This is a genomic window from Agriterribacter sp., from assembly GCF_035445465.1.
Classification (GTDB): domain Bacteria; phylum Bacteroidota; class Bacteroidia; order Chitinophagales; family Chitinophagaceae; genus Agriterribacter.
Genome location: NZ_DAOMQT010000080.1, coordinates 1 through 12,661 on the forward strand (window position 1 = coordinate 1; position 12,661 = coordinate 12,661).

Annotated in this window: 10 protein-coding genes; all 10 read left to right on the plus strand. The window is 44.7% G+C overall.

Annotation, left to right across the window (positions count from 1 at the left end; translation table 11 throughout):
* Positions 1 to 88 precede the first annotated feature (88 nt).
* Entirely contained in the window at positions 89 to 1,486 is a 1,398-nt protein-coding gene (gene leuC, locus PLE34_RS20465; protein ID WP_324560075.1) for a 3-isopropylmalate dehydratase large subunit, read from the plus strand.
* Between the two features lie 9 nt (positions 1,487 to 1,495).
* Positions 1,496 to 2,113, plus strand: a complete 618-nt coding sequence (gene leuD, locus PLE34_RS20470) for a 3-isopropylmalate dehydratase small subunit (protein ID WP_324560076.1) — start codon at positions 1,496 to 1,498, stop codon at positions 2,111 to 2,113.
* A gap of 55 nt (positions 2,114 to 2,168) precedes the next feature.
* Positions 2,169 to 3,284, plus strand: coding sequence for a 3-isopropylmalate dehydrogenase (gene leuB, locus PLE34_RS20475; protein ID WP_324560078.1), 1,116 nt, complete (start codon positions 2,169 to 2,171; stop codon positions 3,282 to 3,284).
* Positions 3,285 to 3,336: 52 nt separating this feature from the next.
* Positions 3,337 to 5,013 (plus strand): dihydroxy-acid dehydratase, encoded by a 1,677-nt coding sequence (gene ilvD / locus PLE34_RS20480; RefSeq protein WP_324560080.1) that lies wholly within the window; start codon positions 3,337 to 3,339, stop codon positions 5,011 to 5,013.
* Positions 5,014 to 5,056: 43 nt separating this feature from the next.
* Positions 5,057 to 6,832 carry a biosynthetic-type acetolactate synthase large subunit gene (gene ilvB, locus PLE34_RS20485; RefSeq protein ID WP_324560082.1) on the plus strand — a complete coding sequence of 592 codons (1,776 nt, stop codon included), beginning with the start codon at positions 5,057 to 5,059 and terminating at the stop codon, positions 6,830 to 6,832.
* A 42-nt stretch (positions 6,833 to 6,874) separates the two neighbouring features.
* Positions 6,875 to 7,582, plus strand: a complete 708-nt coding sequence (locus tag PLE34_RS20490; protein ID WP_324560084.1) for a class I SAM-dependent methyltransferase — start codon at positions 6,875 to 6,877, stop codon at positions 7,580 to 7,582.
* A gap of 155 nt (positions 7,583 to 7,737) precedes the next feature.
* Positions 7,738 to 8,325 (plus strand): acetolactate synthase small subunit, encoded by a 588-nt coding sequence (ilvN, locus tag PLE34_RS20495; RefSeq protein ID WP_324560086.1) that lies wholly within the window; start codon positions 7,738 to 7,740, stop codon positions 8,323 to 8,325.
* A gap of 81 nt (positions 8,326 to 8,406) precedes the next feature.
* Positions 8,407 to 9,456, plus strand: coding sequence for a ketol-acid reductoisomerase (ilvC, locus tag PLE34_RS20500; protein ID WP_324560088.1), 1,050 nt, complete (start codon positions 8,407 to 8,409; stop codon positions 9,454 to 9,456).
* Positions 9,457 to 9,474: 18 nt separating this feature from the next.
* Positions 9,475 to 10,779: a threonine ammonia-lyase IlvA gene (gene ilvA, locus PLE34_RS20505; protein WP_324560090.1), complete on the plus strand. Its 1,305-nt coding sequence runs from the start codon at positions 9,475 to 9,477 to the stop codon at positions 10,777 to 10,779.
* A 150-nt stretch (positions 10,780 to 10,929) separates the two neighbouring features.
* The coding region (locus tag PLE34_RS20510; RefSeq protein WP_324560092.1) for a glutamate synthase central domain-containing protein at positions 10,930 to 12,661 on the plus strand (1,732 nt) is incomplete at its 3' end.

Below are 12,661 nucleotides of genomic sequence, written 5' to 3' on the forward strand. Positions count from 1 at the left end.
TTGCATAATAAGCAGATGTTTTCTCATGTTGCGTTAAGCACTCTGATTGGCGTGGCGCTTCGGCGTCACGCTTCTTTAAAAAGGAACGATGGGTAACACTTTATTTGATAAGATATGGGACAGGCACGTGGTGAAAACCATTGCCGGCGGGCCTTCGGTGTTGTATATTGATAAACATTTTATTCATGAAGTAACCAGTCCGCAGGCTTTCAAAGGACTTGAGCAAAGAGGGCTTAAAGTATTTCGTCCGAAACAGGTGGTAGCTACCGCCGATCATAATGTACCTACTTTAAACCAGCATCTCCCTATAAAAGAAGCATTATCGCGTATTCAGGTAGAGCAGTTGAAAAAGAATTGTGCAGAATTTGGCATTGAGCTGTATGGTTTAGGACATCCCTACCAGGGCATTGTGCATGTAATTGGCCCTGAGCTGGGCATTACACAGCCGGGCATGACCATTGTATGCGGCGACAGCCATACCTCAACGCATGGCGCTTTTGGTACCATCGCCTTTGGTATTGGCACCAGTGAAGTGGAAATGGTGCTGGCTACCCAATGCCTGATGCAAACCAGGCCGAAGCTCATGCGCATTAATGTGGAGGGTAACCTTAATAAAGGAGTGGTTTCAAAAGATATTATCCTTTATATCATTGCTCAGATTTCCGCAAGTGGCGCTACAGGTTATGCCGTGGAATATGCAGGTTCTGCTATAAGGAATTTATCTATGGAAGCCCGTATGACCATTTGCAATATGAGCATTGAAATGGGCGCCCGTTGCGGAATGATAGCGCCCGATGAAACTACGGTTGCCTATATAAAAGGAAGGGAATTTGCCCCGCAGGGCAATGCCTGGGAAAAAGCAGTAAGCAACTGGAGCACTTTATATAGCGATGCGGATGCGGTATTTGATAAGGAGCTGCATATAAAAGCGGAAGATATAGAGCCAATGATCACTTATGGCACTAACCCCGGTATGGGCATAGGTATTACAGGGCATGTGCCGGCACTGAGTGAAATTGATGAAAGGGAAAAACCTTCTTTTGAAAAATCGCTCCTGTATATGGGGCTGAACCCGGGAGAACATATTAAAGGTAGAAAAGTAGATTATGTGTTTATAGGAAGCTGCACCAATAGCCGCATAGAAGACCTGAGAATGGTGGCTTCATTTGTAAAAGGTAAAAAAAAGGCCGGAAATGTAGAAGTGTGGGTGGTGCCAGGAAGCAGGCAGGTAGAAAAGCAGGCTATTGAAGAAGGCATCCATAAAGTATTTGAAGATGCGGGATTTATATTGAGGCAACCGGGATGTTCGGCATGCCTGGGGATGAATGAAGATAAAATACCTGCGGGCAAATACTGTATTTCTACATCCAACAGGAATTTTGAAGGCAGGCAGGGTCCCGGGGCAAGAACGCTGCTGGTTAGTCCTTTAACCGCTGCCGCGGCTGCTGTAACCGGCGAAATAACGGATGTACGTGAGCTGATTTAAATTTCAAATTTGAAATTTGAAATCTCAAATGTAAACATGGGTAAGTCAATCAATATAATAGAAAGCACGGCTGTTCCTGTAACAATAGAAAATATTGATACGGATCAGATCATTCCTGCCCGTTTCTTAAAAGCTACCACCAGAGACGGCTTCGGGAAAAACCTGTTTCGCGACTGGCGTTATGAGAATGGTGATGAGCAAAAACCCAAACCGGATTTCCCTTTAAATAATACCGCGTACAGCGGTAAAATTTTAATAGCCGGTAAAAATTTCGGATGCGGATCCAGCAGGGAACATGCCGCCTGGGCTATCAAGGATTATGGATTTGATGTGGTAGTAAGCAGCTTTTTTGCGGATATTTTCAAGAACAATGCCTTAAATAATTTCCTGCTGCCGGTGCTGGTACCGGAAAGTTTTCTTCAGGAGTTGTTTGAATTGGTGCATCAGGATCCTGCTGCTGAAATAGAAGTGAATCTTGAAAACCAGTATATAAAAATTGTGGCAACAGGAGCTAAGGAATCATTTGAGATTAACAGCTATAAAAAAACCTGCCTGTTAAACGGTTACGATGATATAGATTATTTGCTAAACATGAAAGCTGAGATTGAAGCGTTTGAAAAGCAATAGGTATAATTAATTCATGCGTAACCCCCGTAACCCTGTAAGAGCATAAAATACACGGATGAAAAAAAAGATAGCAGTCATTTTTGGCGATGGTATTGGACCGGAAGTAACACAACAATCCATAAACATGCTTAATGCTGTAGCTAAAACGGGCTCACACGAGTTTGAATATACCTATTGCCTGATGGGAGCAGACGCTATTGATAAAACCGGCAGCCCTTTGCCCGAGGAAACCATAGCGGCCTGCCTGAACAGTGATGCAGTATTATTCGGCGCCATCGGGCATCCCAAATACGATAATGACCCCGAAGCCAAAGTGCGGCCAGAGCAGGGTTTGCTGCAACTGCGAAAAGTCTTGCAGCTATACGCTAATATCCGTCCCGTTACCACCTATCCCACTTTGCAGCACCTGTCGCCCTTAAAAGCGAAGCATACGGAAGGTGTTGACTTTGTGATCTTCCGCGAGCTTACCGGCGGTATTTATTTCGGTAAGAAAGCGTGGAATGAGGAACGAACTCAGGCATCCGATGAATGTGTATATACCCGCAGCGAAATTGAACGGATAGGTCATCTTGCTTTTCAGCATGCGCAGCAGCGCCGTAAGAAGCTTACCCTGGTAGACAAGGCCAATGTGCTGGAAACTTCAAGGCTGTGGCGTAAAGTGGTGCAGGAGCTAGCAGGAGGCTACCCTGATGTGGCGGTAGATTATATGTTTGTTGATAATGCCGCCATGCAGATCATTGTTAATCCCAAACAGTTTGACGTGCTGTTAACGGAAAACATGTTTGGCGATATCCTCAGCGATGAGGCCAGTGTTATTGCCGGGTCGCTGGGGTTATTGCCTTCGGCATCTGTTGGAAATGGGGTGGCTTTGTTTGAACCCATCCATGGTTCTTACCCCCAGGCAGCCGGTAAAGACATTGCCAATCCGCTGGGCTCCATTTTATCGGCAGCGATGATGCTGGATCACTTCGGCTTAAAATCAGAAGCCGCGCTGGTGAGGGAAGCGGTAGACTGGACGCTGAAACACAATTTTGTAACCAAAGATATTGACCCGGTTAATTTTTATTTAACCACTACCATTGGCGAGCTGATCTGCGAATACGTTAACAATAAAGTACCGGGGGAAGCGTATGGATCGGATATGGAGCTGAGGGGGTCAACGATCATATAATTTGAAATTTGAGATTTGAAATGAATCCCAAATAAACATAACAGATAAAGCAATGGAATTAAACAGGTATTCAAAAACGATTACGCAAGACCCAACGCAACCCGCCGCTCAGGCTATGTTATACGGCATCGGGCTTACGGATGATGATCTTAAAAAAGCGCAGGTAGGTGTTGCAAGTATGGGATGGGATGGTAATACCTGTAATATGCACCTCAATGACCTGGCGAAGATTGTAAAGCAGGGTGTGTGGGACAACGAAATGGTAGGGCTCATCTTCAACACCATAGGTGTGAGCGATGGTATCAGTAATGGCACAGACGGTATGCGCTATTCCCTGGTTAGTCGCGATATTATTGCAGACAGCATTGAAGCGGTTTGCGGTGCACAATATTATGATGGTTTGATAGCCTTGCCGGGCTGCGATAAAAATATGCCCGGAAGCATTATGGCCATGGGCCGCCTGAACCGTCCGGCGATAATGGTATACGGTGGCACCATTGCACCGGGGCATTATAAAGGGCAGGATCTGAATATTGTTTCTTCATTTGAAGCATTAGGACAAAAAATTGCCGGTAACCTGAGCGAAGGCGATTTTAAAGGTATTGTAATGAATAGTTGCCCGGGCGCCGGCGCCTGTGGTGGCATGTATACGGCAAATACTATGGCATCGGCTATTGAGGCGTTAGGCATGAGCTTGCCTTATTCTTCTTCTAACCCGGCGCTTAGCCCCGAAAAGAAAACGGAATGTCTTGCTGCCGGTAAAGCGATCCGCCTGCTGCTTGAAAAAAATATTTTGCCTTCTGATATTATGACGCGGAAGGCATTTGAAAACGCCCTGAGAGTAATTATTATAACCGGCGGAAGCACCAATGCCGTGCTGCATTTTATTGCCATTGCAAAAAGTGTGGGGGTTGAAATAACCCAGAACGATTTTCAGCGCATGAGTGATCAAACGCCGGTGTTGGCCGATTTCAAGCCTTCAGGGAAATATTTAATGCAGGACCTGCATGAACACGGCGGTATTCCTGCGGTAATGAAATACCTGCTCGAAAAAGGCTTGTTGCATGGCGATTGTTTAACAGTAACCGGTAAAACGGTAGCCGAAAATTTAGCGGAGATTAAAAGCATAGATTTTGAAACGCAGGATATTATCTATCCGTTGGAAAAGCCCATTAAAAAAACAGGTCACCTGCAAATATTATATGGCAACCTGGCCGAAAAAGGAAGCGTAGCCAAGATCAGCGGTAAGGAAGGCGAACGGTTTGAAGGGCCGGCAAGGGTGTTTGACGGCGAAAAGAACCTGATAGCAGGCCTTTCTACCGGCAGAGTGAAACAGGGAGATGTCGTCGTCATAAAAAACGAAGGACCCAAAGGCGCGCCGGGCATGCCAGAAATGCTGAAACCTACAGGGGCCATCATTGGCGCTGGTTTGGGTAAATCGGTTGCATTGATTACCGATGGCAGGTTTAGCGGTGGCACACATGGGTTCGTCGTCGGACATATTACTCCCGAAGCTTACGAAGGCGGATTGATAGGTTTGGTGGAAGATGGCGATATCATTGAAATAGATGCAACAAAAAACCTGCTCTCTTTAAAAGTAAGCGCTGAAGAAATTGCACGGCGAAAGGCGGCATGGAAACAACCCGCGTTAAAAGTTACCAGAGGGGTTTTATTCAAATATGCCGCCAGTGTGAAGGATGCGAGTGAGGGATGTGTAACGGATGAATGATACCCATGGACCAATTAATAATTTCTGATAAAAAAGAATCATAATGAGCGATACATTATTGACAGAAAAAGTAAAAAAAATAACCGGCCAAAAGAAACCCGCAGCAAAGCCTGCACGGTATGCCGCAGGAACAGAGATCAGTGGAGCGCAGGCGGTGATGGAAGCCTTAGTAGCTGAAAATGTTACCGATTTCTTTGGTTATCCCGGCGGAGCCATCATGCCTATATATGATGCTTTGTATGATTATACAAACGTTTTAAACCATATTCTCGTTCGCCATGAACAGGGAGGAATACATGCAGCGCAGGGCTATGCACGCACATCGGGAGAAGTAGGCGTGGTGTTTGCCACCAGCGGGCCGGGCGCCACCAATCTGGTAACCGGGCTGGCCGATGCGCAAATTGACAGTACGCCGCTGGTATGTATTACCGGCCAGGTATTCGCTCATTTATTGGGTACCGATGCCTTCCAGGAAACAGATGTCATTAATATTACAACACCCGTAACCAAATGGAATTACCAGGTAACAGATGCTACGGAAATTCCGGGTGTGCTGGCTAAGGCTTTTTACATTGCCCGTACCGGGAGACCCGGACCCGTGTTAATAGACATTACCAAAAATGCACAGGTACAAAAGTTCAGCTATCCCGGATATACACCGTGCAATCACATACGCAGCTATCGCCCCAAGCCTGAGATCCGTAAAGAATATATAACAGCGGCTGCGGATTTAATTAATGCTGCGGAACGGCCTTTTGTAATTTTTGGGCAGGGCGTTATTCTGGGCAAAGCCGAAAAGGAATTTCAGGATTTTATTGAAAAGGGAGGCTTGCCCGCCGCCTGGACGGTGCTGGGGTTGAGCGCATTACCCACCAGCCACCGGCTTAACGTAGGCATGCTGGGGATGCATGGTAATTACGGGCCGAATGTATTAACCAATGAATGTGATGTATTGATCGCGGTAGGTATGCGGTTCGATGACCGTGTTACCGGCCGGCTTGACAAATATGCCCGGCAGGCAAAAGTGATCCACCTTGATATTGATCCTGCGGAAATTGATAAGAATGTGCAAACTGCCGTGCCTGTTTGGGGCGATTGTAAGGAAACGCTTCCCTTACTAACCGCTTTGATTCAGCAAAAGCAGCATGCTGTATGGCTGCAGAAGTTTAAGGATATGAAAAAGCAGGAAGAAGAAATTGTTATAAATGAAGAACTGAACCCTGTCGGAGAAGTAATGACCATGGGCGAAGTAATAAATGTATTGAATGAACTTACAGAAGGCAACGCCATTCTTGTAACGGATGTGGGACAACACCAGATGGTAACCTGCCGTTACGCAAATTTCAATGAAAGTAAAAGCAACGTTACTTCCGGTGGACTGGGAACAATGGGTTTTGCATTGCCTGCTGCAATAGGAGCCAAGTTTGGCGCACCACAAAGAAGCGTAATAGCTATAATCGGAGATGGCGGTTTTCAAATGACGCTTCAGGAACTGGGTACTATTATGCAGTTCAACGTGGATGTAAAGATCATTATTCTGAACAATCATTTTTTGGGTATGGTACGCCAGTGGCAGCAGTTGTTTAACGACAAAAGGTATTCATTTGTAAATATTACCAGCCCCGATTTTGTAATGGTGGCAAAAGGATACGGCATTGCAGGCAAAAGCATTGCTAAAAGAGAGGATTTGAAACCAGCGCTGGATGAAATGTTGAAACATAGCGGTTCCTATTTGCTTGAAGTAATGGTTGGCAGGGAAAACAATGTGTTTCCCATGGTGCCCCAGGGCTGCGGCGTTGCAGAAATAAGGTTGAAATAGTGATGGGGGTATGATTTGAATGATGATGAAGAAAAAATAGCAATGAGCAAATCAACAACGGCAGAAATAAGAGCGCGATTTGATAATGATGTAGAACGATTTTCGAATTTGGAAACCGGGCAGCTTTCAACTATTGACGCAAAAATATCTTTGGAACTGATTACGGAAGCGGCGAAAAGAATTGTTCCCCATGCTGAAAATCTGTTAGACGTTGGTTGTGGCGCAGGCAATTATACGTTGATGATGCTTTCAAAATTGCCGGATCTCAATTGTACACTGGTAGACCTGAGCAGGCCCATGCTGGATAAAGCATTTGAAAGAGTAGCTGATAAAACAAATAATAATATAGAACTTTGGCAGGGCGATATAAGAACAGTGCTTTTAAAAGAAAATCATTTTGATATTATTCTGGCAGGCGCAGTATTGCACCACCTGCGGGATGATGAAGACTGGGAATCAACTTTTGAAAAATTATACAGGCTTTTAAAGCCGGGCGGTTGCCTGATGGTTTCAGATTTAATAAACCAGGAAACAGACGTTTTAAATGCGTATACCTGGGAAAAGTACGGCGATTATCTGGAAGGATTAAATGGCAAAGCATACCGGCAAAAAGTACTGGATTATATAGCAAAAGAAGATTCACCGCGATCCATAAACTATCAGTTAAAACTGATGAAAAAAGTTGGATTCAATAGCGTGGAGATCCTGCATAAAAATTTGTGCTTTGGCGCGTTTGGTGGTATAAAGTAATCGTCCCGGCCGGCGTTTCAGCAACCGGTCGCAATTTGAACTTTATCACCAAAGGTACATGCACCTGGTAGATGAAAGAGAAGAAAGGGTTAAGAATATTTATATTATTTATATTGAAAATCAAAATTCCCGTTATTGCGGGATGGAGGTAATACATGAAACAGGAATATACCATAACCGTATACACGGAAAATCATATAGGCTTGCTCAATCGCATAGCCATTATATTTTCCCGGAGAAAAATTAATATCGAGAGTTTAAATACTTCTCCATCTGAAATAGAAGGAATACATCGTTTTACGATTGTGATAAATGAGGTGGAAGAGGTGGTAAAAAAATTAGTGCGCCAGATTGAAAAGCAGGTGGAAGTGCTGAAAGCATACTACAATAACAACGATGAGATTGTATGGCAGGAGCTGGCATTGTATAAAGTATCTACTGATAAAGTGATTGAAGATGTTAAAGTGGAAAGATTATTGCGCAAGTATGGCGCAAGAGCGGTAGTGATAAGGAAAGATTATACCGTTTTTGAAACCTCTGGTCACCGCGAAGAAATCAATAATCTCATTGAGGTGCTGGGCCCCCTGGGGCTGATAGAATTTGTTCGTAGCGCAAGAGTGGCGATCATTAATGAAAGCAATGGTTTTTATGAAAAGCTCAGGGAGTTCGAAGAAGAAAAACCAGGTGATGAAATAGTGGAAAATGAGTTTCTGGATAAGCAGGATGAGGTGTTCAGTATGTAGCATTATTATTGATTATTGTTTAACGACGCGTACATTCATAATTTTCAAATTTTCAAATCATCAAATTTTCAAATTAAAAAGATGGCAAAATTAAATTTCGGCGGTGTGGAAGAAAACGTAGTAACTCGGGAAGAGTTTCCACTCAGCAAGGCCCAGGAAGTACTAAAGCATGAAACAGTGGCTGTTATTGGGTATGGCGTTCAGGGACCCGGACAGGCATTGAACCAGCGCGATAATGGCATTAATGTGATCGTAGGGCAGCGTAAAAATTCAAAAACGTGGGATAAGGCGGTAAAAGACGGCTTTGTACCCGGTGAAACACTGTTTGAAATTGAAGAAGCTTTACAAAAGGGAACCATTATATGTTACCTGCTCAGCGATGCGGCACAGATTGAATTGTGGCCAACCGTTAAAAAGCATCTTACACCCGGTAAGGCACTCTACTTCTCTCATGGCTTTGGTATTACGTTCAATGAACAAACAGGTATTATACCGCCCAAAGATGTGGATGTATTTTTAGTGGCTCCAAAAGGATCCGGCACTTCCCTGCGCCGCATGTTTTTACAGGGACGCGGGTTAAACAGCAGCTATGCTATCTTCCAGGATGCTACGGGCAAAGCCAAAGAAAGAGTAGTAGCCCTGGGTATTGCCGTAGGCAGCGGGTATTTATTTGAAACAGATTTTAAAAAAGAGGTATTCAGTGATCTTACAGGAGAGCGCGGTACTTTAATGGGCGCAATACAGGGCATTTTTGCAGCACAATACCAGGTGCTGCGCGATAAAGGACATACCCCGTCTGAAGCATTTAATGAAACGGTGGAAGAGCTTACCCAGTCGCTGATGCCATTGGTTGCTGAAAACGGTATGGACTGGATGTATGCCAACTGTTCTACTACGGCACAACGCGGCGCGTTAGACTGGTGGAAAAAATTCCGCGATGCTACCGCCCCGGTATTTAAAGAATTATATGAGAGTGTTGCAGCAGGTAAAGAATCGCAGCGTTCTATAGACAGCAACAGCAAGCCCGATTACCGCGAGAAGCTGGAAGTAGAATTAAAAGAGCTGAGAGATAGTGAATTATGGCAGGCAGGTAAAACGGTAAGAAGTTTAAGACCTGAAAATCAAAAATAATTTTTTAACGTATAAGTAATGAGTGTGGAGGATAAGATGAAAGTGGTGGAAACAAATACTCAAATCAGCAAGAGCCTTCCTGTTTGGTCAGGAAGGCTTTTTTTTCCGGAGGCTGCAAAGCGGTTGAAGGGTACTGTAACCCGCACACCGCTCATGTATAACAGCAACCTGTCGCGCAAATACGCCTGTGATGTGTATTTAAAAAGGGAGGACCTCCAGGTGGTGCGATCCTATAAGCTAAGGGGCGCCTATAACATGATGTGCAACCTTGATAGGGAACAGCAACAACGTGGCGTGGTATGCGCCAGCGCCGGTAATCACGCGCAGGGGTTCGCATACAGTTGTAAGAAGCTCAATATTAAAGGCGTGGTATTTATGCCTGTTATTACACCGAAGCAAAAGATCAGCCAGACAAAAATGTTTGGCGAAGACAATATTGAAATAAAGCTGGTAGGCGATACTTTTGACGACTGCGCCGTTGCGGCCAAATCTTATACAAGGGAGCATAATATGATATTTATTCCGCCTTTTGATGACTATAGCATCATTGAAGGACAGGGAACGGTAGCGGTTGAGATACTGGAAGATCAAAGTGATATTGACTATGTTTTTGTTCCGGTAGGCGGAGGCGGATTAGCTGCCGGTGTTGGCGCCTATTTTAAATCTGCCAGCCCCCTTACAAAAATTATCGGGGTGGAACCTGCAGGCGCAGCATCCATGAAAGCCGCGCTGCATGCCGGACATCCGGTTACATTGGAGCAGGTTGATAATTTTGTAGACGGAGCCGCAGTGAAACGTGTAGGGGATATTAGCTTTGAAATTTGCAGGGATGTGCTGGATGATATACAATTAGTGGCTGAAGGAAGAGTATGTACCACCATACTGAGGCTTTACAACAAAGATGCTATTGTGGCGGAACCCGCAGGCGCATTGTCTATTGCCGCCCTGGAAAGCTATGCGGATAAAATTAAAGGGAAAAAGGTAGTTTGCATTGTAAGCGGCAGCAACAATGATATTGACCGTATGCCCGAAATCAAGGAAAGATCACTCCAGTACGAAGGGCTGAAGCATTACTTTCTCATTAGTTTTGCCCAGCGCCCCGGCGCCTTAAAGGAATTTGTGAATAATATATTGGGGCCTAACGATGATATTACCCGTTTTGAGTATATGCAAAAAACCAATAAGGAAGCCGGTCCTGCTTTGGTAGGCATTGAACTGCAGGATAAGAACGATTACGATAAGCTTATCCAGCACATGAAAGACTACCAGGTTAACTTCTTCGAAATCAATAAAAACGATAAATTATTTGGATATCTGGTGTAGGGAAAGATATTAACAACTGTTAGTATTTTTTAGATGAAAGGTTGATTTGTTATGTTTTTTTTAGTACTTTTACCCCCTTGCCTGCCATATATTTAAACAATATTTAAATATTCTCTTCTTTTTTGATTTTTATATAATAATTCCCGATCTATGGTTAGAAAAGGTTTGTATAGGGCGGAATTTGAACACGATGCTTGTGGTGTAGGATTTGTGGCTAATATTAAAGGCAACAAATCTCACCAGATCATATCAGACGCGCTTACCCTGCTTGAAAATATGGAGCATCGTGGTGCCTGCGGGTGTGAAAACAATACCGGCGACGGCGCGGGTATTATGATCCAGGTACCGCATGAGTTCTTTTTTGCCGAGTGTGTAAAATTAGGTGTGCACCTGCCCGCTTTTAGCCGCTATGGTGTGGGGGTAATTTTCTTTCCTAAAGCAGATAAAATGCGGGAAGAATGCCGTGAAATATTTGCACGGGCCGCTGAAAAGCTCGGGTTGGAAATACTCACTTACCGCAAGGTTCCGGTAAATACTACCGGCATTGGCCCAACCGCCCTTTCGGTAGAACCCGAAATTGAGCAGGTCTTTATCGTCTGCCCGGATCATATTCAAAACCCGGAAGACTTTGAACGCAAGCTGTTTATACTCCGCAATTATGCTACGCATACCATTAACAATACGGTAAAAAAAGACAGCATTGGTTTTTATATTGCCTCCCTTTCTTATAAAACGGTTACTTACAAAGGGCAGCTAACCAGTATGCAGGTACGCACTTATTTTCCCGATCTCAGCAATAAGAGAGTAGTAAGTGCCTTCGGGCTTATACATTCCCGTTTTGCCACCAATACCTTCCCTTCCTGGAAACTGGCGCAGCCATTCCGCTTTATAGGGCATAACGGAGAGATCAATACGCTGCAGGGAAATTTGAACTGGCTGAAGACCAGTGAGAACGGGCTGTCTTCTCCTTATTTCAGCGAGGAAGAAATGGATATGCTGTTGCCGATTGTAACCGGCGGCCAGTCTGACTCGGCCTGCCTGGATAACATGGTGGAATTACTGACCTTATCCGGCCGTTCTTTACCGCATGTAATGATGATGCTGATCCCGGAAGCATGGGATGACAACGATAAAATGGATCCTGTAAAGAAAGCGTTTTACGAATATCATGCAGCCGTTATGGAACCCTGGGATGGTCCCGCGTCTATATCTTTTACTGACGGAAAGATCATTGGCGCTACATTAGACAGGAACGGACTGCGCCCTTCGCGCTTTTGCGTTACACACGACGACAGGGTGATCATGGCCTCCGAAACAGGCGCCTTACCCGTAGACCCGCGTATAGTAAAAAGCTACGGCAGGCTTCAGCCGGGTAAAATGTTCGTGGTGGATATGGAGCAGGGGCGGATCATCAGTGATGAAGAATTGAAACAGGATATCTGCTCGCAAAAGCCTTACAGCGATTGGTTGAATCAATATAAGATCCGGTTGGAAGAGTTAGCTTCTCCCCGCGTAACTTTCACACACCTGTCTGAAGAATCTGTTTTTAAATACCAGAAAGCATTTGGCTATAGTACGGAAGATATAGATACGCTTGTTAAGCCGATGGCTATTGAAGGCAAGGAGCCTGTTGGATCTATGGGAACAGACATTCCTTTGGCCATACTCTCTGATCAGCCGCAGCATCTCAGCAGCTATTTCAAACAGCTATTTGCGCAGGTAACCAATCCGCCTATTGATCCTATACGCGAACGCCTGGTAATGAGCCTTGCCTCTTACGTAGGTAATAATGGAAATCTTCTTGTAGAAGAACCGCATCATTGTCATGCAGTTGCCCTTAAGCAGCCCATACTTACCAGCACTGAGCTTGAAAAATTGCGCA

Excerpts from the sequence above, each read along its gene's own strand:
- leuC (WP_324560075.1), top strand. The coding sequence starts at position 89 with ATGGGTAACACTTTATTTGATAAGATATGGGACAGGCACGTGGTGAAA.
- leuB (WP_324560078.1), top strand. The coding sequence starts at position 2,169 with ATGAAAAAAAAGATAGCAGTCATTTTTGGCGATGGTATTGGACCGGAA.
- ilvD (WP_324560080.1), top strand. The coding sequence starts at position 3,337 with ATGGAATTAAACAGGTATTCAAAAACGATTACGCAAGACCCAACGCAA.
- ilvB (WP_324560082.1), top strand. The coding sequence starts at position 5,057 with ATGAGCGATACATTATTGACAGAAAAAGTAAAAAAAATAACCGGCCAA.
- PLE34_RS20490 (WP_324560084.1), top strand. The coding sequence starts at position 6,875 with ATGAGCAAATCAACAACGGCAGAAATAAGAGCGCGATTTGATAATGAT.
- ilvN (WP_324560086.1), top strand. The coding sequence starts at position 7,738 with ATGAAACAGGAATATACCATAACCGTATACACGGAAAATCATATAGGC.
- ilvC (WP_324560088.1), top strand. The coding sequence starts at position 8,407 with ATGGCAAAATTAAATTTCGGCGGTGTGGAAGAAAACGTAGTAACTCGG.
- ilvA (WP_324560090.1), top strand. The coding sequence starts at position 9,475 with ATGAGTGTGGAGGATAAGATGAAAGTGGTGGAAACAAATACTCAAATC.